23 protein-coding genes are annotated in these 23,383 nt (G+C 64.5%); 16 read left to right on the top strand and 7 right to left on the bottom strand.

Annotated features, from left to right (window positions below; genetic code table 11):
• Window positions 1–114: 114 nt before the first annotated feature.
• Window positions 115–1,437, bottom strand: a complete 1,323-nt coding sequence (locus JN279_RS33400; RefSeq protein WP_096454489.1) for a DUF3422 family protein — start codon at window positions 1,435–1,437, stop codon at window positions 115–117.
• A 210-nt stretch (window positions 1,438–1,647) separates the two neighbouring features.
• Between JN279_RS33400 and JN279_RS33405 the strand changes: the two genes are divergently transcribed.
• Genes JN279_RS33405 through JN279_RS33415 form a run of 3 tightly spaced genes read left to right on the top strand, consistent with a single transcriptional unit; the run spans window position 1,648 to window position 4,418 of the window.
• Window positions 1,648–2,451, top strand: a complete 804-nt coding sequence (locus tag JN279_RS33405; protein ID WP_202351321.1) for a FadR/GntR family transcriptional regulator — start codon at window positions 1,648–1,650, stop codon at window positions 2,449–2,451.
• A gap of 25 nt (window positions 2,452–2,476) precedes the next feature.
• Entirely contained in the window at window positions 2,477–3,613 is a 1,137-nt protein-coding gene (locus JN279_RS33410) for an alpha-hydroxy acid oxidase (protein WP_096454485.1), read from the top strand.
• Between the two features lie 37 nt (window positions 3,614–3,650).
• A complete protein-coding gene (locus JN279_RS33415) occupies window positions 3,651–4,418 on the top strand; it encodes a metallophosphoesterase family protein (protein ID WP_202351322.1) in 768 nt (255 codons plus the stop codon).
• A gap of 41 nt (window positions 4,419–4,459) precedes the next feature.
• Here JN279_RS33415 and JN279_RS33420 read toward each other — a convergent pair whose 3' ends face one another.
• A complete protein-coding gene (locus tag JN279_RS33420) occupies window positions 4,460–4,600 on the bottom strand; it encodes a hypothetical protein (RefSeq protein ID WP_162034344.1) in 141 nt (46 codons plus the stop codon).
• A gap of 280 nt (window positions 4,601–4,880) precedes the next feature.
• On the bottom strand, window positions 4,881–5,579 hold the full coding sequence (locus JN279_RS33425) for a type 1 glutamine amidotransferase (protein ID WP_202351323.1): 699 nt from the start codon (window positions 5,577–5,579) through the stop codon (window positions 4,881–4,883).
• Window positions 5,580–5,668: 89 nt separating this feature from the next.
• Between JN279_RS33425 and JN279_RS33430 the strand changes: the two genes are divergently transcribed.
• The 4 genes from JN279_RS33430 (at window position 5,669) to JN279_RS33445 (ending at window position 9,705) form a co-directional block, all read left to right on the top strand.
• The gene (locus JN279_RS33430; RefSeq protein WP_202351324.1) at window positions 5,669–6,316 is read left to right on the top strand and encodes a hypothetical protein; all 648 of its coding nucleotides are present in this window, start codon (window positions 5,669–5,671) and stop codon (window positions 6,314–6,316) included.
• 31 nt (window positions 6,317–6,347) lie between these two features.
• Window positions 6,348–7,082, top strand: coding sequence for a 16S rRNA (uracil(1498)-N(3))-methyltransferase (locus JN279_RS33435; protein WP_202353860.1), 735 nt, complete (start codon window positions 6,348–6,350; stop codon window positions 7,080–7,082).
• A 143-nt stretch (window positions 7,083–7,225) separates the two neighbouring features.
• On the top strand, window positions 7,226–8,599 hold the full coding sequence (locus tag JN279_RS33440; protein WP_202351325.1) for a glutamate--cysteine ligase: 1,374 nt from the start codon (window positions 7,226–7,228) through the stop codon (window positions 8,597–8,599).
• An 89-nt stretch (window positions 8,600–8,688) separates the two neighbouring features.
• Complete coding sequence (locus JN279_RS33445) at window positions 8,689–9,705, top strand: DUF937 domain-containing protein (RefSeq protein WP_202351326.1); 1,017 nt, start codon at window positions 8,689–8,691, stop codon at window positions 9,703–9,705.
• A 176-nt stretch (window positions 9,706–9,881) separates the two neighbouring features.
• On the opposite strand, the gene JN279_RS33450 is transcribed toward JN279_RS33445, so the two are convergent.
• Window positions 9,882–10,172, bottom strand: a complete 291-nt coding sequence (locus JN279_RS33450; protein ID WP_202351327.1) for a DUF1127 domain-containing protein — start codon at window positions 10,170–10,172, stop codon at window positions 9,882–9,884.
• 177 nt (window positions 10,173–10,349) lie between these two features.
• Between JN279_RS33450 and JN279_RS33455 the strand changes: the two genes are divergently transcribed.
• The 3 genes from JN279_RS33455 (at window position 10,350) to JN279_RS33465 (ending at window position 14,087) form a co-directional block, all read left to right on the top strand.
• Complete coding sequence (locus JN279_RS33455; RefSeq protein WP_202351328.1) at window positions 10,350–11,306, top strand: LysR substrate-binding domain-containing protein; 957 nt, start codon at window positions 10,350–10,352, stop codon at window positions 11,304–11,306.
• A 76-nt stretch (window positions 11,307–11,382) separates the two neighbouring features.
• Entirely contained in the window at window positions 11,383–12,948 is a 1,566-nt protein-coding gene (gene xseA / locus JN279_RS33460; protein WP_202351329.1) for an exodeoxyribonuclease VII large subunit, read from the top strand.
• A 2-nt stretch (window positions 12,949–12,950) separates the two neighbouring features.
• Entirely contained in the window at window positions 12,951–14,087 is a 1,137-nt protein-coding gene (locus JN279_RS33465; protein WP_096454467.1) for a DmpA family aminopeptidase, read from the top strand.
• 54 nt (window positions 14,088–14,141) lie between these two features.
• On the opposite strand, the gene JN279_RS33470 is transcribed toward JN279_RS33465, so the two are convergent.
• Together JN279_RS33470 and JN279_RS33475 are read right to left on the bottom strand one after the other, a co-directional pair.
• Window positions 14,142–14,393 (bottom strand): DUF768 domain-containing protein, encoded by a 252-nt coding sequence (locus JN279_RS33470; protein ID WP_032929020.1) that lies wholly within the window; start codon window positions 14,391–14,393, stop codon window positions 14,142–14,144.
• Between the two features lie 396 nt (window positions 14,394–14,789).
• The gene (locus tag JN279_RS33475; RefSeq protein ID WP_096454465.1) at window positions 14,790–15,479 is read right to left on the bottom strand and encodes an SDR family NAD(P)-dependent oxidoreductase; all 690 of its coding nucleotides are present in this window, start codon (window positions 15,477–15,479) and stop codon (window positions 14,790–14,792) included.
• A gap of 39 nt (window positions 15,480–15,518) precedes the next feature.
• On the opposite strand from JN279_RS33475, the gene JN279_RS33480 reads away from it, so the two are divergent.
• On the top strand, window positions 15,519–15,728 hold the full coding sequence (locus JN279_RS33480) for a hypothetical protein (protein ID WP_202351330.1): 210 nt from the start codon (window positions 15,519–15,521) through the stop codon (window positions 15,726–15,728).
• A gap of 36 nt (window positions 15,729–15,764) precedes the next feature.
• Here the strand turns inward: JN279_RS33480 and JN279_RS33485 are convergent, their stop codons facing one another.
• Entirely contained in the window at window positions 15,765–16,784 is a 1,020-nt protein-coding gene (locus JN279_RS33485; protein ID WP_202351331.1) for an isopenicillin N synthase family dioxygenase, read from the bottom strand.
• A 560-nt stretch (window positions 16,785–17,344) separates the two neighbouring features.
• Between JN279_RS33485 and JN279_RS33490 the strand changes: the two genes are divergently transcribed.
• The 5 genes from JN279_RS33490 to JN279_RS33510 are packed head-to-tail and all read left to right on the top strand — an operon-like array spanning window position 17,345 to window position 23,344.
• On the top strand, window positions 17,345–18,403 hold the full coding sequence (locus JN279_RS33490) for a hypothetical protein (RefSeq protein ID WP_202351332.1): 1,059 nt from the start codon (window positions 17,345–17,347) through the stop codon (window positions 18,401–18,403).
• 33 nt (window positions 18,404–18,436) lie between these two features.
• Complete coding sequence (locus tag JN279_RS33495) at window positions 18,437–19,729, top strand: hypothetical protein (protein WP_096454458.1); 1,293 nt, start codon at window positions 18,437–18,439, stop codon at window positions 19,727–19,729.
• 11 nt (window positions 19,730–19,740) lie between these two features.
• Entirely contained in the window at window positions 19,741–21,501 is a 1,761-nt protein-coding gene (locus JN279_RS33500; protein WP_244734262.1) for a hypothetical protein, read from the top strand.
• Window positions 21,502–21,524: 23 nt separating this feature from the next.
• A complete protein-coding gene (locus tag JN279_RS33505) occupies window positions 21,525–22,199 on the top strand; it encodes a hypothetical protein (protein WP_096454456.1) in 675 nt (224 codons plus the stop codon).
• Window positions 22,200–22,240: 41 nt separating this feature from the next.
• On the top strand, window positions 22,241–23,344 hold the full coding sequence (locus tag JN279_RS33510; protein ID WP_096454454.1) for a hypothetical protein: 1,104 nt from the start codon (window positions 22,241–22,243) through the stop codon (window positions 23,342–23,344).
• The last annotated feature ends 39 nt before the right edge of the window (window positions 23,345–23,383 follow it).

Raw genomic sequence — 23,383 nt, forward strand, 5'->3', positions numbered from 1 at the left:
CTTTGCTTGACTGGTCAAAATCTTTTACCAGTGAAGCGTGCCGGTTGCAAATGTTGTGGCGGCGGGAGGCTGCCGCGTCGGGCCGGAACAAGCTTCCGCAGCGGCAATCTGCCGCTATTCGCCGGGATGCTTGGCCGGCTCGGAATGCATCTGGCGCACGCGGCGCACGCCCCACCAGACCAGCAGGATGGCGACCGGCACCGAGGCGGCGGTGACCACCTCGGGTGCGAAAGCATGGCCGAAGATCGAGGCGCCCTTGGCGACATAGCCGATGAGGCCGACGACATAGTAGGAGACGGCGGCGACCGAGAGGCCTTCGACGGTCTGCTGCAGGCGCAGTTGCAGGCGGGCGCGGTTGTTCATCGAGGCGAGCAGGTCGCGGTTCTGCTTCTCGACCTCGACATCGACCCAGGTGCGCAGCAGCGTCGTGGCGCGGGTCAGTTTGCGCGACAGGTTGGCCTGGCGCTCTTCGACCGAGCGGCAGGTGCGCATGGCGGGTGCGACGCGGCGCTGCAAAAACCCGCCCCAGGTGTCGTAGCCGGGCACGGCCTCTTCCTCCAGCGCTTCCAGCCGCTCGACGACGATGCCGTCATAGGCGCGGCTGGCGCCGAAGCGGTACAGGCTGGAGGCAGCGTCGGCTTCCAGTTCGGCGGCAAGCTCGGTCAGGTCGGCTAGCAGCGTCTGGCTGTCGCGGGTCTCGGCGACCTTCATTTCCAACGTGGTCTGGGCCAGCCTGTCCTCGATGCGGCGGGCGCGGCCCGACAAGGTCAGCGCCAAAGGCAGGCCGAGCATGGCGAGCGTCCGGTAGGTTTCGATGTCGATCAGCCGCTGCGACAGTGCCCCGGTGCGCGCCGGCGTCAGGCCGCGATCGAGCACCAGGATGCGGGTCATACCGTCGCCATCCTGGCGAAAATCGGTGACGATGGCCGCATTGCCGCGCTCGACCAGCGAGTAGCACAGGCTGGTCGGGTCGAAAGCGGCGATCAGCCGCTCGCTCGCCTGCGTCCATTTGCGGATTTCGAGCCGGATGCCGGAAATGACGGTGCCCGGCGGCGAAAAGCCGTTGCCGAAGGGTGTATCCTCCTGCGCCCTGCCACCTTCGGAAAGCGGGCCTTCCCACAGATAGGTCGAGAATTCCGTGTGCCGCTCCCAGCGCAGCGAGCCCTTGCCCCATTTCATGGCATGATGGCGGGCCTGGCGGTCGGGCGCGGCGATGCCGAGGCGCCGCGACAGTTCGGAAAGCACGGCATGATCGACGCCGGAACCACCCTCGGTCATGAAGGCGAGTTGCACCAGGACGCGCGGCTTTTCGATCAGCGGATGCGGCCGGGCATGGACCTCGCCCAGCGCGCCGGGCCGGCCTTCATGCGCGGGGAAACCCATGACGCTGCCCTTGGCGCGCGGCTGGAACTCGAGATTGGACGGGTCGTCTGACACGGCTTGTCCCCCGGGTTTCTGTGAACCCTCTTGCGTTCGCGTCCCTCTAGGGCCAATCGCTTGGTGACGCAAACAGCAAAGTTTAGCCGAAGGTGATATGGCATCGCGTGGCGAAACCGACGTGCTTCGACCAATTGGATAAATAATTTGACCAGTTGGCGACGCAGGCTTTATCCTGCGCGACACCGGTTCAATTCCCAGGCACAGCTGTTGAGCGACATTTTTTCCAGGATCGAGCATTCGCGGACCGCTGACGAGGTGGTGCAGCAGATCGAGAGCCTCATCCTCGAAGGCGTGTTGCGCACCGGCGACCGCTTGCCGGGGGAGCGCGAACTGGCACGCCAGTTCGACGTGTCGCGGCCGATCTTGCGCAACGCGCTGAAGGCGCTGGAAGGACGCGGGCTGCTGACGACCAAGGCCGGCGGCGGCACCCATGTCGCCGACATTATCGGCCAGCTGTTCACCAAGCCGGTGGCGGACCTGATTTCGATGCATCGCAAGGCGGTGACCGACTATCTGGAATACCGCCGCGAGATCGAAGGCATAGCCGCCGAATATGCGGCGCGGCGCGCCACCCCGGAGGATCTGGCGCTGCTCGACCGCATCATGGCCCGCATGGACGAGGCGCACCGCACCGGCGATTTCGACGATGAAGCCGAGATTGACGTCGAGTTCCATCAAGCGATCTGCGAATGCGCGCACAACATCCTGCTCTTGCACACGCTGCGCTCCTGCTACCGGCTTTTGTCGGAAGGCGTCTTCCAGAACCGGCTCCTGGTGTTCACCGTGCCCGGCGCGCGCGAGGCGCTGCTGGCGCAGCACAAGGCAATCCACGCCGCGGTCAAAGCCGGCGATCCGGCCGGCGCCCGGCAAGCGGCGATGGACCATATGATTTATGTCGAGCGGTCGATGGCCGAAGCCGAGCGCAGCGGCGACTGGCAACGTGTGTCGCGGCTGAGGCTGCGGCAACGTTCGGAAGCCGCCGATACCGAACCGGCACGCAGACGCTCCTAATCACTTCGATCAAGCGGGAACCATCATGAGCGACATTCTCACCATCGCAGACCTCAAGGATCTCGCCCGCCGGCGCGTGCCCAAGATGTTCTTCGACTATGCCGATTCCGGTGCCTGGACCGAGAGCACCTATCGCGCCAACGAGGAAGACTTCCAGAAGATCAAGTTCCGCCAGCGCGTGCTGGTCGACATGAGCAACCGCTCGCTGGAATCGACCATGATCGGCCAGAAAGTGTCTATGCCGGTGGCGTTGGCCCCGACCGGCCTGACCGGCATGCAGCACGCCGACGGCGAGATGCTGGCGGCGCAGGCGGCCGAGGAATTCGGCGTGCCTTTCACCCTGTCGACGATGAGCATCTGCTCGATCGAGGATGTCGCCTCGGTGACGAAGAAGCCGTTCTGGTTCCAGCTCTATGTGCTGCGCGACAAGGATTTCGTGCTCGATTTGATCGACCGCGCCAAGGCGGCGAAATGCTCGGCGCTGGTGCTGACGCTCGACCTGCAGATCCTCGGCCAGCGCCACAAGGATGTCCGCAACGGGCTTTCGGCGCCGCCCAAGATGACGCTGGCCAACATCATCGACCTGGCCAGCAAGCCGCGCTGGTGCCTGGGCATAGCCGGCACCAAGCGCCGCACCTTCCGCAACATCGTCGGCCACGCCAAGGGTGTCGGCGACGTCTCTTCGCTGTCATCCTGGACGACGGAGCAGTTCGATCCGCAGCTGTCGTGGAAGGACGTCGCCTGGATCAAGGAGCGCTGGGGCGGCAAGCTGATCCTGAAAGGCATACTCGACAAGGAAGACGCGCTGATGGCGGCCAAAACCGGCGCCGACGCGATCGTGGTTTCCAACCATGGCGGGCGCCAGCTCGATGGCGCGTCGTCCTCGATCATGGCGCTGGAAGAGATCGCGGACGCGGTCGGCGACAGAATAGAAGTGCACATGGATGGCGGCATCCGCTCCGGCCAGGACGTGCTGAAGGCGCTCTGCCTCGGCGCCAAGGGCACTTATATCGGCCGGCCATTTCTCTACGGCCTGGGCGCGCTCGGAAAGGAAGGGGTTACCAAAGCGTTGGAAATCATCCGCAAGGAGATGGACATCACGCTGGCGCTGTGCGGAAAGCGTCTGGTCACCGACATGGGCAAGGATCAGCTCCGCCGCTAGTGTCCGGTGACGGCCTGACCATGGAGACCATGAGGCGTTGGCGGAACCCGGCATCCATTTTCTCGACGCGCATGGGCCGGAGGGTGTGCGTCTCTATGCAATCGGCGACGTGCATGGCCGGCTCGACCTGCTGGCCGCCATGCACCAGCGGATCGAGAGCGAGCTGGAATGGAAACCGGCTCGCGACTGGCGGGTGATCCATCTCGGCGACTATGTCGACCGCGGGCCGGACTCCAAGGGCGTCATCGATTTTCTGATCGCGGCCCGAGAACGCGATCCGCGCCATCTGATGCTCGCCGGCAACCACGATATCGGCTTTCTCGATTTTCTGAGAACCCCCGATCCGGAAGGGCTTTTCATGCGCTATGGCGGCGTCCAGACGGCGCTGTCCTATGGCGTGTCGCTGACCGCCGACGCCAGCTGGTTCGGCAAGGCGGAGACGATGAGACGGGGACATCAGGCCCTGCTCGAGGCAATGCCGCCAAGCCATGTCGATTTCCTGCGGTCACTGCCGTTCTCGTTAACGTTTAGCGACTTCTTCTTCTGCCATGCCGGCATCAGGCCAGGCATTCCCCTGGACAAGCAGGACCCGCAGGACCTGATCTGGATCCGCGACGTTTTCCACGATCACACCGGCCTGTTCCCGAAGATCGTGGTGCACGGCCACACACCCGTCCCCGAGGCGGAGGTGATGGCCAACCGCGTCAATGTCGACACGCTTGCCTGGCAATCAGGCATGCTGACCGCGCTCGTCGTCGACGGAGCGGACAAACGCATCCTGGAAATGGCGATTAAGGGAGCTTGAGCCCCCGTCGCGTCGCAGAATGCGTCGCGAGCGAGCCGGTTTTAGCGAAGCGAGGCGGTGACGCCGTAGCCGTCGACGGCGTTGTGGTTGTTGGCGGCATCGGCGGAATATATGCCGAGACCGCACAGCACGATGGCGGACAACATGGCAAAGGACAGAAGCGCTGCTTTCACGGACGTCATCTCTTGTTGAGCTTCCTGCATCTGTGCACCAGGCGGTTACCAATGCGTTGAAACGGAGAATTCGCTTCAAAGTTTCGACGATTTCGCGCTTCTAAGCGCGTTCTGTATCGACGGTGTGTCGCACGGGTCACACAAAAGGTTCATCCCGGTTGCACAGCCAATGCAGAGCGCGCGCCTTCTAGGATGGCGGTCGGACACAAGCCAAGGATGAAAGGGGTTTTCCCCAGCCGGTTTCACGGCTGCGTGCCAATTATGTCACGCGGAGCGCGCGGGCAGGCTCTTAGATCGTGGCCACCCAGGCACGGGCAATCGCAATGCCGGCGGCATCGGCGTCGGGTCCGTTTAGGGCCATTTCGCCATCGAGCTTGTCGGCCCAATCGGGATGCCGCGAAGCAATGGTCGGGGCGAAGGAAGAGCTCCAGTCCTTCACCATCGGCCGATCAGCCTCGAAATGGAACTGGAAGCCATAGACGGCGCGGCCGAGGCGAAACGCCTGGTTCTCGGCGACTTCGTTGCCGGCGAGCCGCACTGCGTTTTGCGGCAGTTCGAACGTGTCGTCATGCCACTGGAAGATCGGAAATTTTTCCGGCAGCGTGCCCAGCACCGGATCGGCCTTGGCGTCCGGTGTCAGCGACACACCGCGCCAGCCAAATTCATTGGCGCCGCCGATGCGGTTCTCACCGCCGAAGGCGCGGGCGACGAGCTGGCTGCCAAGGCAGATGCCGAGCACGGCGCGGTCCTTGCCGGCAAAATCACGGGTCAGTTCGAGCAGCGCGGGGAAATAGGGATACTCATCATCGGCCAGCGCATTCTGGCCACCGCCGAGCACGACCATGGCATCGTGACCGGCAGCGTCGTCCGGCAGCGGATCGCCCTTGTAAGGGAGACGCACATCGAGATCGGCACCGGCCTCGGCAAGTGCGGCGCCAACCTGACCGAGGCCGGTATTGTCGTAGTTCTGAACCACCAGCACCCGCATTCGCAAAACCCTGCTGACATGAAAATGATGTCACGAGCGATATCATGCCGTCTGTATAGCAGCCAAGATGCGCGTCCGGAGAGAAAACTATGCCACTGCAGAACCGGGTCGATCCGTTCGGCGCCATCCACGCCGTGCCCGAGCGCGGCCTGTTCACCGGCAATCGCGGCATCATCCACGATCCCGCTACCAAGACGCTGCTCAGGAAACGCTGGGCGCTTCAGGCATGGATCATCTGTGTGTGCCAATTCCGCAATGTGCGGCGCGAGCCGATGGGCAGAAACCGTCCTGGTGGCAAAGCGGGCTGGACCGAGCTGTTTTTCCTCGACGAGGTGACGGCGCTGGCGGCAGGACACCGCCCCTGTTTCTTTTGCCAGCGCGAACGGGCCAAGGATTTTGTCGGCCGCTTCGGCGAAGCCTTCGGCATCGCCGAGCCGCGTGCCCCGCAGGTCGACAAAAAGCTGCACAAGGAGCGGCTGGCGTCCGGCGGCAAGCCAGCCGTGGTTGTCGTTGAAGACCTTGGCGGCCTGCCGGACGGCGCCATGGTTGTGGACGGCGGCACAGCCTATGCGCTGCGCGGCGGCAAGGCGCTGCGCTGGTCGTTCGCCGGCTATGGCCCACCCGCTGATTTCGGCTCACTCGGCGAAAGGAAGCTTTCGCTGGTCACTCCAGCGACGACGCTCAACGTCTTGCATCATGGCTTTCGACCGGTGTGGCATCCGTCCGCCGAGACTTGACGCCGGCGGCCGGCTCGCCCATTCCTCGGCGATGCGCGCCAATTACAAGATGCAACGTCTGTTCGTGCCTGACGATCTCGGGGCGGATGCCGAGTTCGACGCCGGCCAGCAGCAGAGCCATTATCTCATGCATGTGCTGCGGCTTGGCGAAGGCGCCGAGATCCTGGTCTTCAATGGCCGCGACGGCGAGTGGTCGGCGACCATCGCCGTGAAGTCGAAGAAAGCGATCAAACTCAAGGTTTTGGCCCTGCAACGGCCGCAGCCGCCCCTGCCCGACCTCATCTATTGTTTCGCGCCGCTGAAGCAGGGCCGGCTCGACTATCTCGTGCAGAAGGCGGTCGAGATGGGCGCGGGCATCCTGCAGCCGGTAATCACCCAGCACACACAAGTGGCCAAGCCATCCATCGACCGCCTGCGTGCCAATGTCGTCGAGGCCGCCGAGCAATGCGGCATACTGGCGGTGCCGGACGTACGCGAGGCGGAAAGATTCGAGCGCCTGTTGACCGGGTGGGACAAGGAACGGCGGCTGGTCTTCTGCGACGAGGACGCCTCGACCAACAATCCGCTGCCTGCCTTGCAGGCGGTAAAGGAGAAGAAGCTGGCGCTGCTGGTCGGGCCGGAGGGCGGCTTTTCCGACGACGAGCGCAAGATGCTGCGCGCCCTGCCCTTCGTCACCGCCATTCCGCTCGGTCCGCGCATCCTGCGTGCCGACACGGCGGCCGTGGCGGCACTTGCGGTGATGCAGGCGACTGTCGGAGACTGGTAGGACGTCATGTCTTGCAAGAGGCCGCCCCGATCGTGACCTTCAATTCCTCTTGACCTGTGGCTCAGGATTTTTCGCTTGATCGGCTGCTGACATTTCGTCCATTTACCCCCGGCGGTCGCCCGACCGCCTCTGAGGGCTGAACCATGGCGCGCGACACTACCGATTTCCGGCCGATCGAAGACATCGACGAACTCGTCGAGCACCTGGCCGAAGGCAACAAACCGCGCGACAAATGGCGCATCGGCACCGAGCACGAAAAGTTCCCCTTCTACGTCGACGGCAACGCGCCCGTGCCCTATGGCGGCGAGCGCGGCATTCGCGCCATCCTCGAGGGCATGCAGTCGAAGCTGGGTTGGGACCCGATCATCGACGACGGCCGCATTATCGGCCTGGTCGAGCCGACGGGCCAGGGCGCGATCTCGCTGGAGCCCGGTGGCCAGTTCGAGCTTTCCGGCGCGCCGCTGGAGACGATCCATCAGACTTGCCGCGAAGGCAATGCGCATCTGGCGCAGGTGCGCGAGATCGCCGAGCCGATGGGCATCCGCTTCCTCGGCCTTGGCGGCAGCCCGAAATGGTCGCTGGCCGAGACGCCGAAAATGCCAAAGTCGCGCTACGAGATCATGACCCGCTACATGCCCAAGGTCGGCACCAAGGGCCTCGATATGATGTACCGCACCTGCACGATCCAGGTGAACCTCGACTTCGAGAGCGAGGCCGACATGCGCCGCAAGATGCAGGTGTCGCTGAAGCTGCAGCCGCTGTCGACGGCGTTGTTCGCCAATTCGCCCTTCACCGAAAGCCGGCCGAACGGCTTGCAAAGCTGGCGCGGCGACATCTGGCGCGACACCGACAACCAGCGCTCGGGCTTGCTCGAATTTTGCTTCTCGCCCGATTTCGGTTTCGCCGACTATGTCGAATGGGCGCTCGACGTGCCGATGTATTTCGTCATCCGCGACGGCCACTATCACGACATGACGCACATCACCTTCCGCCAGTTCATGGCCGGTGCCGCGCGCAACGAAGTGCCGGACGGGCTGCCGACGATGGGCGACTGGGCGAACCATCTGTCGACGCTGTTCCCCGACGTGCGGCTGAAGCGTTTCCTGGAAATGCGCGGCGCCGACGGCGGACCGTGGCGGCGCATCTGCGCGCTGCCGGCCTTCTGGGTCGGGCTGCTTTATGACGAGGCGGCCCTCGATGCGGCCGAGGCGTTGACCGCGAGCTGGACCTACAAGGAAGTGCTGGCCATGCGCAACGCCGTGCCGGAACTTGGCATTGCCGCGCCCTTCCGCAACACCACGCTGCGCGAGATCGCCCGCGATGTGCTGGCCATTTCGCGCACGGGGCTGAAGAACCGCGGCAAGAAGAACCGCGACGGCTATGACGAAACCTCGTTCCTCAACACTTTGGACGAGGTCATCGCACGCGGCACCACCAGCGCCGAGGAGATGCTTTCGGCCTACCACACGCGCTGGGGCGGCTCGATCGAGCCGGTGTTCATGGAATACGCGTATTAACCGCGAGCTGTCGCGGGCGGCAAAAGCCGCTTCAATCGGGCGTTGAAACGAATTAGGCTCTCCTCTGAGGAATTCAGGAGGAGAAGCCGATGCCTACCTTGTTCGACATGCTGGCGCAGGCGCAGAACGGCAACGGCATGCAGGCGCTTGCCCAGCAATACGGGCTTTCGATGCAGCAGACACAGGCGGCGGTCGCCGCTCTGCTGCCGGCCTTTTCGCAGGGGCTGCAACGCAACACCGCCGATCCTTATGGGCTCGGCGCCTTCATGACGGCGATGGCAAGCGGCCAGCACGCGAAATATTTCGAGGACGCGACCCGCGCCTTCTCGCCGCAAGGCGTCGATGAAGGCAATGGCATTCTCGGACATCTGTTCGGTTCGAAGGACCTGTCGCGCGCCGTGGCCAGCCAGGCGGCGCAAGCGAGCGGCGTCAGCCAGCAGATCCTGCAGCAGATGCTGCCTGCCATTGCCTCGATGGTGATGGGCGGACTGTTCAAGCAGACGACGAACCAAATGCAGGCTGCTGGCGGTTTTGGCGGCGGCAACAATCCGCTCGGCGAGATCATCGAGCAGATGATGCGGCAAGGCGGCGGCATGCAGGCTCCGGCGCCGCAACAGCGCCAGGCCCCGCCATCTCCGAACCCGATGGACAACCCGCTCGGCAAGGTCTTGCAGGACATGTTCGGCGGTGGCACGCCCCAGCCGCAGCCGGCGCCCAATCCCTATGGCGACAATCCGTTGGGGAAGGTGCTGCAGGACATGTTCGGTGGTGGCACCCCACAGCCGCAAGGCCGGGCGCAGCCGCAACCCCAGCAGACGCAGAGCCCCTACGGCGACAACCCGCTCGGGAAAATCTTCGAGGAGATGCTGCGCGGAGGTGGTGGAGGTGGTTTCGGCATGCCTGGCGGCCAGCCAGCGCCACAACCTCAGGCCCCGCAGCAGCGCCAGGCCCCGCAGCCACAGGCCAATCCGAGCGGCCGGCCAAGGAACCCGTTCGACGATATTTTCGGCAAGATGTTCGAGACCGGCGCCCAGCAGCGTGACGACTACCAGAAGGGCGTGGAAACGATCTTCGACCAGTTCAAGCGGGACATGGACCGGCGGTAGGCGCGCGCCGGGCCTACCGCCATTTCTCGACAAGCCAGAAAAGAAAAGCCCGGTCCTTGGGAGGACCGGGCAGCGTGCAGGCAGGCCGGCGGGGAACCGGCAGGGAGTGGGGAGCCTGCATAACCCTTGGTCGCGCTGAACCCAAAAAAGGTTCAGCAGGACCGAAACTCAACCGATCAGGCCACCTTGCGGGCGATGTCCTCGACCGTTTCCACGCGATCGCTGGCGATTTCGCGCAGGATCGCCGTCGGGTCTCGGCCGAAAGGCACGTCGATGGCGACATGCAGGTCGGCGCGCGTCAGGCCGATATCGGCGAGCTCGGAATCCGACATCTCGCCAAGGCGGTAGAAGGCGCGACGGTTTTTCCAGGCGCGGTAGAAATTGAAGACGGTATTGGCCGCGCGCATCGCAACGGCCGGACGCGAGGTGATGCGCGAGGTCTCGGTGGCGAAATCAAACGTGGTCATGTCGGTCTCCTTCAGTCTCGAACGGACAAAGCCAAGCAGTCGGCGCTGGCGACAGCGGCCGTTCCGGCTTCGATTCACATGCCTTCATGTGGACAATGCCAATTTGCCATCAGCCGATTGATTAATCCAACGAATGTTTCTAATCTTTAGCATCAACACCAGTGATGGATCATGCCGATGAAAGCGCCGCTCGATCTCGATCAGTTGCAGACCTTCATCTCGATTGCCGATACCGGCAGCTTCACCCGCGCAGCCGAAGAGGTACTCCGCACCCAGTCGGCGGTGTCGATGCAGATGCGCCGGCTTGAGGAACGGATCGGCAAGCCGTTGTTCGAGAAGGAGGGGCGCAACAACAAGCTGACGGAGGAAGGCGACAAGCTGCTCTCCTATGCGAGACGGCTGCTCTACCTCAACCGCGAAACGCTCGCCGCCTTCGACGACCAGCGGCTCGAAGGCACCATCCGCATCGGCACGCCGGACGACTATGCCGACCGCTTCCTGCCGGAGATCATGGCACGCTTCACACGCTCCAATCCGCGCGTCGAACTGACCGTCATCTGCGAGCCGACGCCTGGACTGGTCGAGCACATCAAGCGCGGCAATCTCGACCTGGCGCTGGTGACGCACAATGACGTACGCGGCCAGTCGGAAGTGGTGCGGCGCGAACCGCTGCTGTGGGTCACCTCGGCTAACCATGCCACGCATGAACAGGTGACATTGCCGATGGCCTTTGGCCGGCCGAACTGCATCTGGCGGCGCGCCGCCGTCGATGTTCTGGACCAGCAGAACCGCGACTACCGCATCCTGTTCACCAGCTTTTCGGCGACCGTCATCACCGCTGCCGTGCTTTCGGGCCTGGCGATCTCGGTGCTGCCGGAATGCGCGCTCAGGCCCGGCATGCGGGTGCTGGGCGAGGCCGACGGCTTCGGCGCCCTGCCCGACTGCCGCATCGGCATCATGCGCGGCCAGACCTCGCGGCCGGAGATCGTCGATGCGCTGGCCCGCCACATCTCGGAAAGCCTGGACAACATCTCGGTGCCGCTCGGCGAGGAGACGGGATCATTCGACTTCGCGGCACTCGCCTTCGCCAAGATGAAGCGGACCAGACCGAACCAGATCCTGCCGGGCTGGTAGGAAGCATCTGAGGTCATGAATATCTGGGCTGACAAGGCGCCTTGACGTGGGGCGCCAACCAGCCCCCAATCGGCCGATGAGCGAAGCAGCATCCGAATCACGCACCAACGCCACCGAATACACGGTGAGCGAGATTTCCGGCGCGCTGAAGCGCACGGTCGAGGATGTGTTCGGCAATGTGCGGGTGCGCGGCGAAATCTCCGGCTATCGCGGGCCACACTCCTCCGGCCATGCCTATTTCGCGCTGAAGGACGACCGCGCCCGGCTCGACGCCGTGGTGTGGAAAGGCACGATGAGCCGGCTGAAATTCCGCCCCGAGGAAGGGATGGAGGTGATTGCCACCGGCAAGCTCACCACCTATCCCGGCAAGTCCAACTACCAGATCGTCATCGACAATCTCGAGCCCGCCGGCGCAGGCGCACTGATGGCGCTGCTGGAAGAGCGCAAGCGCCGGCTGCAGGCGGAAGGACTTTTCGATGCCGGCCGCAAACGCCGGCTGCCGTTCATGCCGCGCGTCATCGGCGTCGTCACTTCGCCGACCGGCTCCGTCATCCGCGACATCATCCACCGCATCAAGGACCGCTTTCCGCTGCATGTGCTGGTCTGGCCGGTGCGCGTGCAGGGCGAGACCGCGAGTGCGGAAGTCACCAACGCCGTCACCGGCTTCAATGCCTTGGCCTGGGATGGTTCCATCCAGCGCCCCGATCTTCTGATCGTCGCGCGCGGCGGCGGCAGCCTTGAGGACCTCTGGGGCTTCAACGACGAGGCGCTCGCCCGCGCCGTCGCCGCCTCCGGCATTCCGGTGATTTCCGCGGTCGGCCACGAGACCGACTGGACGCTGATCGATCTCGTCGCGGATGTGCGGGCGCCGACACCGACGGGGGCGGCCGAAATCGCCGTGCCGGTGAAGGCCGACCTCGAAGCGACGCTTGCCAGCCTTGGCGCGCGGCTCAAGGCGGCCATCGCACGCAATTTCGAACGCAAGCGGCAGGCCGCTCGTGCGGCGGCGCGCGCACTGCCCTCGCCCGATCAATTGCTGGCGCTGCCGCGCCGGCGCCTCGACGAGGCGACATCGAGGCTCGGTCGCGGCCTGTCCGTCAGCGTCGATCGCAAGCGGGCGCGGCTCCAGGGCCAAAGGCTGACGCCGGCCACGCTGTCGCGGCGCATGAACGAGGCGCGCACGCTGACCGGCCGGGACCTCGCCCGGGCGCAGGCGGCGTTCTTTGCCATCGTGCGCGAACGGCGCGCGCGCTTTGCGCGCACCGCGACGCGGCTGTCGCCGGCACCAATCGCACGCCGCCAAAAACTGCAAGGGGACGCCCTGGCGGCGCTCGCAAGGCGGCAGGACCGGGTCATCTCGCTGCGGCTCGAGCGCCTGCGCGGCCAGTTGAGCCAGGCTGAGCGCCTGCTGACCACGCTTTCGCACAAGGCCGTGCTCGCGCGCGGCTTCGCGCTGGTGAAGGACGCCGACGGCGCGGTCATCAAGCAGGCGGCCGACGTGGCATCGGGGATGGCGCTTTCGCTGGAGTTCGCCGACGGCACGGCGGATGCCGTGGCAACCAGTGGTGCGGCGCGGCCGAAGCCGGCTGCCAGGCCGACGGCCAAGGCGAAAGAACCCGGCAATCAGGGATCGCTGTTCTGACCATGACCGACAATCCGCACCATCTGGCAACGCCCAGCGGCAAGCCGCGCGCGCGCAGCTTCGGCATCGGCTTCGACGGAACGCCCGGGCCGTTCAACGCAATCACCGACGTTCCCGGCGTCGCGGTCGGTTATGCGACGCTGATTTCAGGCGATGGCGCGCTGGTGGTCGGCAAGGGTCCGGTCCGCACCGGTGTCACCGCGATCCTGCCCAGGCCGCGTCCCGACCTGGCTACGCCGGTCTTCGCCGGGATTTTCAGCCAGAACGGCAATGGCGAACTGACCGGCTCGCATATCATAGAGGAAACCGGCGCTTTCAACTTCCCGATCACCATCACCAACACGCATTCCTGCGGCGTTTCACGCGATGGCACGCTGCGCTGGATGCAACGCGTGTTGCCGGCCGCGGTCGACAGTGCCTGGGGCCTGCCGGTGGCGGCGGAGACCTATGACGGGTTCCTCAACGACATCAACGGTCACCATTTGACATCAGAGCACGTCGCAGAAGCCCTCGATGGTGCCGCCGGCGGTCCGATCGAGGAAGGCAGTGTCGGCGGCGGCACCGGCATGATCACCTTCGGCTTCAAGGCCGGCTCGGGCACGGCATCGCGCATCGTCGCATGGCAGGGAAATTCCTACACGGTCGGCGCCTTCGTGCAGTCGAATTTCGGCAAGCGACGCAATTTTACCCTTCGCGGCCTGCGCGTCGGGCCGGAACTCGTGGAGCCGGCCGTTCGCGAAGGCACGGCGCGCGCCGAAAAGGGCTCGATCATCGCCATTGTCGCCACCGACGCGCCATTCCTGCCGCACCAGATGAAGCGGCTGGCCCGGCGCGTGCCGCTCGGCGTCGCCATGACCGGCGGCTTCGGCTACCACAGCTCGGGCGACATCTTTCTCGCCTTCTCGACAGCCAATCCTGCCGCCGCGCTGGCGCCGTCGGGCCGGATCGCCAAGGCTGATTTCATTCCCGATACAGACATCGATCCGTTTTTCGATGCCGTGATCCAGGCCGTGGAGGAATCGATTCTCAACGCCCTGGTCGCCAATGACGACATGACCGGACGCGACGGCAATTTCGTGCCGGCGCTGCCGAAGACTTGGCTGAAAGAAAAGTTTGGGCTGAAAGAAAAGTTCGGCTGAGACGAAAACGCGGGCCGATGGGCCCGCGCATTCAGACAGAATGGCCGTTAAAATCTATTCCGCGGCCTTGCTGGCCGCCTGCTGGTGTTCATCGGCCTCGGCGGCTTCCTCCAGCCGGGAGGCAATGAGTTCCTGGATGTCGCCGACTTCTTCCTGGATGTCCTCCAGGGGAATACCGACTTCCGCAGCCTTGGCGGCACATTCCCTGGCCAATGTCTCGGCCTGCTTGTCGATCCTGGCCTGGGACTGGCAATGGACCTTTTCGCCGATCCATCCCCGCAAGAACTCGATCGCGTGTTCACTCATACTGCTGTTCCCTGGCGGCAAAGCCGGTTGGTAATCATAAACGTCGGCATCCCGCAAAGGATGCATCCTGCCATTCCAGCCGAGTCGCGGCCAGCCGGCAAGTCAATGCCGTCCAAGGTCCACAGAGCCGAAGGAAATCGAGGGGTGAAGAACATTTTCTGATTCTGAGGGACTGTACCGTTGGCGGGATCTGGCCCGCTCCGAGCAATTGCTTCTACCTGTTACGGCTTTCAGTCCGTTTCTTAATCTCAAGGGCCGTCGCTGCAGCCGCCTTTTGACGTTGCGCCTCAAGGCGTGAGCCAGCGAAGCCGCCGCTATATAGTGATATCCTCATGCAATGTCGACTCCTCCCAACCGTGCCCACAGCTTGCACCAAAGTCGCACCCGCGCACCCCTTCAGAAGGTCTCGACCCAGGGCCTGAGCTCCATTTCCCATGTCCAGGCGCTGCGGTGCTGGCGATGGATCGAGAGATAGGCTTCGGCGATCGCGTCCGGCGACAGCCGTCGATCCTGTGGCTCGGTCTCCTGCCCGGACCCGGCCGAGGCAATGGCCCCATCGATGATGAAATGCGCGACGTGGATGTTCTTCGGCGCCAGTTCACGAGCCATGGACTGGGCCAGCCCCCGCAAGCCGAATTTCGGCATCGCGAAACCTGCGGAGCCGGCGAAGCCCTTCACGCTGGCCGTTGCACCGGTGATGAGAATCGAACCCGAGCCTAGAGCCACCAGCCGGCGGGCCGCCTGCTGGCCGACCAGGAAGCCGCCGTAGGCGCCGACCAGCAAAGCCTGCCGGACCGCCTCGGGGTCGAGCTCGGCTATCGGTCCGCGGGCGCGTCCGCTGGCGTTGAAAACCACCAGCGAGAGCCGGCCGGCCTTGTCGGCGACATCGAACAGGTGCTCCACCGACGCGGGATCGGAGACATCCGTTGCCACGGCCTGCGCACCGGTCTCAGCCTGCAAGGCACCGAGTTTCTCAATGTTGCGGGCAGCCAGAACGACGCTGAACCCTTCCTTCGCGAGGAGGCGCGCCAGCGAGGCGCTCAAGCCGGAGCCCGCACCGGCGATGACGGCGACATTGGATGTCATGAGATTCCCTCCTTCTTTCCGATGGCAGGCGAACGAGTTGTGGCGGAGCTTGCCGGATCAGCACGGCGGCGGCAACGCGACGGCACCAAGAAAAAGGCCGGGCGCGAAAACGGCCCGGCCAAAAAGAAGGTCAAAACCTTCAGAGGGGAACACCGCTCGGCGAAATGGGAGGAAAACACCGAACGGATTTTTCTCTTTTGGACCGATTCTCGGGCAGATACGACGAACAGTTTTCTAAAGATCGGTTAGAATGGCGAAAATCCTGTCCTTTCTTCGCCAGCAAGCTCAGCCAACCCGGCTTTCCCCTTCGAGCAGATCCGCGTAATGGCGGCGCGCGACGTCGGGATGCGAGCGCAACCGGCTTTTCAGCACATTGGTGCCGACATCGCGAAACAGCGGGTTGTCCGGATCGCTTGCCGGCCCGCGCGCCTGCGCCGCCAGTTCATCGGAAAGCCCAAGCAACGGTATCGTCGCATCGAGCCTGGCGCTGAAGAAGAACGGCACCGAAATGCGCTCGACACCGGCGGGCGGCGTCACGACACGGTGCACGATGGCGCGCAAATAGCCGTTGGAGGCCAGTTCGAGCAATTCGCCGATGTTGACGACGAGCGTGCCGGGAATCGGGTCCACATCCACCCAGCTGCCATCATAGTCGACCTGCAGCCCCTTATTGTCGTCCTGGAGCAGCAACGTCAGGAAACCGCCATCCTTGTGCGCGCCGACACCCTGGTCGCCGCCGGTCGCATCACGGCCGGGGTAGCGCACGATCTTCATGCGATGGTTGGGCTCGCTGCTGTAGATCGGGTCGAACGCATCCTCGGGCTGATCCAGCGATTGCGCGAAGGCCTTCAGCAACCGGATCGCCACGGCCGTCACCTTGCTCTGCCAGGCAAGCAGCGCCGGTTTGAGATCCGGCAGCGCCGCGGGCCACTGGTTCGGTCCCTGCAGCCGTGTCCAGGCGGGAATCCCCGGCCCTTGCGCGATTGCCTGGCGTTCGACGCCGATGTCAAGCTGTTCGCGCCAGTCCTCCTTGCCCTTGGTCAGTTCGCCGCCGGCGCGGGTGTAGCCGCGAAACTGCGAGGACTTGACCATCTCGATCGCCAGCTTGTCGGCCTCAGGCAAGGCAAAGAACTGGCGCGATGCCGTGAGCACCTCGCTGATCTCCGCCCAGGAGATGCCATGCCCGGCCAGATAGAAAAAGCCGATGTCGCGCGAAGCGGAACGCAAGTCCGCCAGAAAAGTCCGACGCTCCGACGCGCCTTGCTCAAGGCGGCCCAGATCGAGCACAGGCACTATTCTAGGCATATCAAGCTCCTTTCCTGGTCGCTTTCCGAGGCGTTGCTTGAAACCGCCACCCGAAAACCCAGTCGATTGAACATGCAGGCACATTTCAGCGACCATAGCCGCCATCAATGCGCGCAAGTTTCATCGACTTCGGATTGCCGGGAAAGAAACGATCGGCCTTTCGTCGCGGCCGCGACGAATAATTTTTCCATTCGCACGGGGGACTTGATGATGATGGCTGCTCATTCAGGAAGTATGCAAGTTGGTAGCGGAAGCTGCGGCGCGTCCCGCCCAAGCTTTTAATCCAAGTATTTCGCAACCATCGGAATGATCGGCCGCGCACGACGACAATCTGGGCCGAAAGCAAACTCTATTAAAATTGACGTTAAATAATAATATTATTATTACTATAGCTACACAAAATAACCCACCTGAATAGTCACTTATATTGACGACCATCTTTGAGCTACCCGATCCTGCCGACTTGAGAGCCATCGTGCTGGGGCAGACACTCCCGACCGGCGTTAATCGCTTTGGTCCCGCTCCCCTGAGGGGCCGATCGCTCAAGAGGAGATCTCGAGATGGACGGGTATGACGAATCGATGTTCGACGACCTAGCCTTTGATGAAGCGGAAGGCCCCGCCGACAGCTATGATGAATTCGACGAAATGGACGAGGGCGACGGCTTCGACGGCGCCGATGAGGCCGACGAAGGCGACGAGTTCGACGAAGGCGACGAGTTCGAGGCCTCCGGCTTCGACGAGATGGACGCCGGCGACGAATTCGATGCCGGTGACGAGTTCGACGAGGGCGATGGCTTCGACGAAGGCGATGAGTCCGACGACGATGCCTGGGACCAGGCCATGAGCTACGCGCTTGCCGCTGAAGACAGCGACGAGTTCTTCCGTCGCATCGCCCGTGGCCTTCGCGGCGTCGTTCGCACCGTGCGCCGTGCCGCTCCGACAATCGGCCGCATTGCCCGTGCGGTGGCGCCTGTCGCCAGTCTCATTCCCGGTTACGGCACCGCCATTGGTGGCGTCGCCAACGTCGTCGGCCAGTTGATGGCGGACGAGGCTTCCGAAGACGAGGCGCTCGACGCCTTCGCCGAACTCGCGGTGCGCAATCGCCGTGCCATTCCCGTGGTCGCCGCCCTTGCAACCAGGCGCGTGCTTGGCCCGGCGGCCGTACGTATGCCGGCGGCGGCGCGCGTCCACGCGGTCCGCACCGTGCGCCGCGCTGCCACCCAGCTCGTCAACCGTGGCGGACCGACCGCGATCCGTGCGCTGCCGCGCATCGCCAACAGCGTCCGCCGCACGGCCGTGACACGCCGCACCCCGGCGTCCGTGCGGCCGCTGGTATTGGCCCGCACCGCGCGTCGTGTCGCGGCGCGCGGACAGGGTCTGCGCCGGCAGCTGACGCGGCCCCTGCAGCGAGGGCGCCAGATCGTGCGCCGCACCGCGGCGGCGGTTCGCGCCGGCATGGCCCCGGGACGCAATCTGGCGCGTATCGCCGGGCGGGCTTTGGGGCGAGCTGCAGGCGGTTGGCCAGGCGGTTGGACGGGCGGATATGGCCCCAATCATGGGCGCCAACGGCGTATCGTGATCCGCGGTCCAGTCAGCATCACCATCCGGCCCAACTAAAACCCTGTCGGTGCAAGAAGAAGGATCGAGGCGATGCGCGCTGGTTCTTCGACCAGGCGGTTCCTGGACACCAAGCTGCGGGCGCTGAAAGCGCGCGCGCAGCGCCTGAACCGCCTGACGCCGCGGCGCATCGGGCTGCGTCCCGAAGACCTGCCCTATGCGCCGTCACGGGCTCACTTCCATGCAGCCAACAAGCGGCTGGCGAACATTGGCAACGACATCAACAGGCACATCGCCGAGATCGAGCGCGGCTGGCCGCCGGCAACGGCGCAGGCCGCACTCACTCAGATGGCGATGCTCGACCGCAGGATCGACCGGCTGCGCCGCACCTTCGGCATGTTCTTCGAGGTCATGTCGCAGCGCGGCTCCGGCTTCGCCCCGGCGCTCGCCGCCCACGACGCGATCGCGCTCGATTGCTACACGGTTGTCCGCACGGCCTTGCCGGGCGTGTTCGGCGGCCCGCTGCTGAAGCCGCTGACCTATATGGAACACGGCTATTCGCCGGCCACGCAGCGGCGTGGCGTAGCGCTGGCCCGCCTGCTTGGCGACAGCAATCCGTTCCCGGTCATCCGCGTGCCCTGGGACCGCGACAATCCCTGGCAGTCGGTGTTCCTGCATGAGGTCGCTCACAATCTGCAGGCCGATATGGGCCTGTGGCAGGAGAACGCTCAAGCGGTCGGCAACCGGCTCGCCTCGATGCGTTTCGACCCGCTGGTGGTGACGATCCTGCGCCGCTGGCACAAGGAGATTTTCGCCGACCTCGCGGCACTTTTGCTGGGCGGCACGGCGTCGGTCTGGGGCATGATGGAGTTCCTCGCCCACCCAGGCGCGCGTGCCTTGACCTATCGCCCGGGCGGCGCCCATCCGACCGGCTGGATCCGGGTGCTGATCCTGACCGAGATGCTGCGGCGCATGGGGTTTGCCGCCGAGGCCGCGCGCGCCGAACGCGTCTGGCGCGGCCTTTACAATCCGGCAAGGGGGCACCGGCTGCCGCCGGCCCTGCTCGCCGCAGCGCCGCGCGTCATCCCGGCTGTCGTCGACGAGATCGCCTACCAGCCGCGGCGCGGCCTGGGCCAGCACGCGCTGGCCGATGCCATTCCTTTTTCGCGCGCCGACGAAGCCCGCATCCGTCGCGGCGGCATCCTGATCGCGGCGGGGCAAGTCCCCGACCTGCCGCCACGCTTTCTTGTGTCGGCCAGCCGCTTTGCGCTGGAGGCCGGCGCCGAACCGGACGCCATTGCCAAGCTCGTCATCAGGAACCTGGCCCAGCGCCAGGCAAGCCGACGGCCCGCCGCGCAACCGTCCCCAGCCGCACTCGTAGCATGAGGTGAGATGTCATGGCCGACCTGTTTACCACCGCCGCCAGCCCGGTCTCGAAGTTTCGGTCGCCCGCCACGGTCGCCGTCGACAATCTGCTGCGCAAGACGCTGCGCGTCAGTGATCCACGCGATCCCGACCAGATCGCCAACGCGCTCTTGAATTTCTACCCGCAGGAAGCGGACAGGGACCGACGCGAACGCGCGGGACTGCCCTATTCGAGCGTGCCCGACTACGTGCCGCAGGTCCAGAATACAGGCCCGTCCTCCGTCGAGATGGCGCAGGCGCAGGATGACCTCGAACGCGATCTGCAGACACTTTCAACCTCATCGCCGCTGAAGGATATCCGCATCGAGATGATTGGTTGGGGACGCTCGATCCGTCAGCTCGCCACTGATGGGCTTGCGGCCGCACGCCTGGCGCTGGATTCGGTCAACCACGACCGGGCCATGTCGGCCCGACGCCAGCTCGGCGAGTATTCGCGGCTGGCGCGCTATGTCGGCACGCTGACCGACGGCAGCGCCATCCTTTTCCGGCGCTTTGCCCAGAGCTGCGACGTCCTGGCCGGGCTGATCCTTGTCGCCATCGGCGAGGGACTGGCGTCCAACGGCATCACCCGCAGCACCGCGATCGTGCGTTCGGCGGCCGGCGAACTGCAGGCGCGCCGCAACGCCGTCATCATGGCACTGCGCAGCCTGACCGGCTCGGTCGAAAGCGCGCTTGGCCAGGAGGACTGGCCGCGCGGCATCGAAGCCTACCGCAATCTGGTGCAGCAACTGGAGGCCGGCGGCCAGGCGGACCTGCGCGCACTGCTGGAGGAGAACGCGCTGTCACAAGCGATGGACGACCTGGTCGACCTGTCGACAGGAGCAAGCGTCGAGGGGCTGCGTGAGTTGTCGACGGCGTCTGCGATGCTGGTCCACCGCTTCCAGCGTCTGATCCAGTTCGGCCAGAGCATCCCGGTTCCGATCGACGTGCCGATCACTTCAGGCCCGCCGGAATCGCCGCCGCTGGTGGCATTCGTCTCCAGCCTGCAGCTCTTCGTCGATGCGTTTGTCGCCAAAGGCAGCTCGCGGCTGCTCTATGTCGCGCGGCCACCGATCATCGTCTACGGCCTCTACGGCGCGGGCGGCCCCGACCAAGGCGCCATCCGCCTGATGAACCTCACCATCGCGCGCGGCTTCCTGCTCGAGCAGGTCGACTGCTTCGCCGGCTGCGGCTGCGACGATGACGACATCAGCTGCCAGGTGCTGCTGGACTACATGCTGTTCCTGCTCGACAGGGCGATCGATCTCTACGCGGTCGGCACCGACCCGGACGGCCTCGGCGAACAGGAGAGGCGGGCGACCGCCGTCGGTATCGTCGTCGACGCGGTGCTGGAGCTGACCGACCAGTTGAAGAACCCCGGTGTGCTTTTGTGCGAATTCAGCGACAGGCTGAAGAGCAAGCTCGGCACGATCTCCGGCGAATTGCTCAACCCGTTCGGTGGTCCCGGCGCCTGGGATTCGAGCCTGAAAGGGTTGGTGGTGCGTGAGTTGCGCACCTTCTACCAAGCGGAGGACCAGACCGAGCGCCTGGTGCGGTCGCTGACCCCACAATGCGACTTCAACGTCTTCAATTTCCGCAACAACCAGTCGCTGATCCGCTGGATGATCCGCCGGATCCTCGCCGATACGTTCGGCCAGGGCACCAATCTGCCGAGCCCGGTCCAGATGCCGTCGCCGATCGCCAGCTCGATGGCGAGCATGGGGCAGAACCGTCCCGACTACTGGTCGGCTTGAGCAGGCAGGAGAGGAGCAGGACAATGGCTGCGAAAATTCCGTTTCCCTACCATCCGGCCAACAAGTTCCACGCCGGGGTCAAAGCCCGCTTCGAAGTAGAGGCCGAGACGCCGCAGTCGATCGATCTGTTGACCGAGAAAGTCGACAGCAGCAGCAAGGGGACCCAGAAGGCCATCGGCGACGTTGCCAAGGCAATCAAGGGGTTCCCCGACGGCGAACAATCGAAGGCCTTCGACCGCTTGACCGTGGCGATCGAAGCCATTGCCACCACGCTGAAGAACCAGCCCAATGGCGACATTATCGACAAGAAGCTTGGCGAGATCGGCAAGGCGATCGACAGGCTGGACGAAACGGTTCAGTCGCTTGGCCTGCGCGACAAGGACAATGTCACCGCGCTCTATGCTGCGGCCGTCGACACATCAGGCGATATCGTCGGCCGGACAATCGCAGGGCGCTGGTTCAACCAGGCGAAATTCGCATCGTTGCAGGAGATCGTGGCATTCCAGAAGGGCAAGCCCCTGGAAACCCGGCGCAACGAATTCGTGAGACGCGTCCGCGACGCCAACACTTTCAGCACTGGACTTCCCACAGTTGTGACCGACAGCGAACTGGCGCGCTTCTTCGACCTGGCGCCAGCCGTATTGAACGCCATTGCCGCCAGCCAGGACGCAGCGTCCGGCGAGCCGCCCAAAGCCTGAAAAAACCGTGAGCCGCCAATTCGAGCAACATGAGGTCTGTTATGGCTAGCGAATCCAATGAGGTCATCCAACGGCTGTTCCAGCGCTTCTTCAGGGACGAACTGCCCGGATTGTCGCCGGCGGACCGGGCTGCTTTCGAAAGCGAGTTCGAGGGCCGCTATGGTGAACTGCTTGATCGGTCGTCCAGTTCGACGACCACCAGCTTCGCGGATCTGGTCGGCTTCGGCGATGGACCGGTCAAGCCGTTCGATGCGCTGCAGATGCCGCTGCTGCGCAATGATTTCGACGAATCCATCATCCCGCCGCAGCTGCAGGCATCGGCCGAACTCTACTACATCTACCAGATGGACCGCATGAAGCTGTTCCAGGTGGTCGATGTGCTGCGCCGGCTGTTCCAGAACGGGCAGATCCGCATCCAGCGCGGCCCCGGCGCGCGCGGGCTCTACATCCTCGAGAAGTGGCGGCCGATCCGCTACAAGCGCCGCGACCGGCTGATTGCCTACCGTCGTGTCTTCAATTATGGCCGCGCGCCGGTGCCCTCGGGCGCGATCGTCAACCGCAGCTTCCACTTCATGCTGGTCGCCTTCATGAATGCGATGTCGCAGTATTTCCAGGACCTGACGATCGGCCAGGTCATCCGTGGCAGTTCGACCATCAACGACCGGCCATTCGCCGCACTGGCCACGGTGCAGCGCGTCGGCACGGACCTGCGCTACCATCTCGATCGTTCGAGCTACGGCAACATCCTGGCGCTGACGCGGGAAACCGGCCAATACGTGCAGCAGATCTTCGAGCTGTTCGACGCGCCCGATATCAAGAAATCCTTCGACGCCAACACCAAATGGGATGTTATCGAAGCCGTCGCCAACCGGCACCTGGGCGGTGCGGCCGAGATGTCGCAGCGCGCCAAGATGGCGGATGCTGGGCGCAGGACGTTGCAATATATCGCCGAGAACGATTTCCGCACGACGATCACGCCGGCCGAATTCGACGCCGACGCAAAGAAGATGGGTTCGCAAGCCGATGCATGGCTCGCCGCCTACCGGCTGACGCGCGAAGGGCGCCGCTTCCCCGGCCTCGATGGCGATCGTGTGCATTGGTCCTACGGGCTCAATCGCAACACCGCCTCGCGCATAGCCGCCTGAACCGTTGGAGCTGTTCGGCGTCGCGCGGAATTGCTGAAC

Origin of the sequence: Mesorhizobium sp. 113-1-2 (assembly GCF_016756475.1) — a bacterium.
Lineage (GTDB): Bacteria > Pseudomonadota > Alphaproteobacteria > Rhizobiales > Rhizobiaceae > Mesorhizobium > Mesorhizobium loti_C.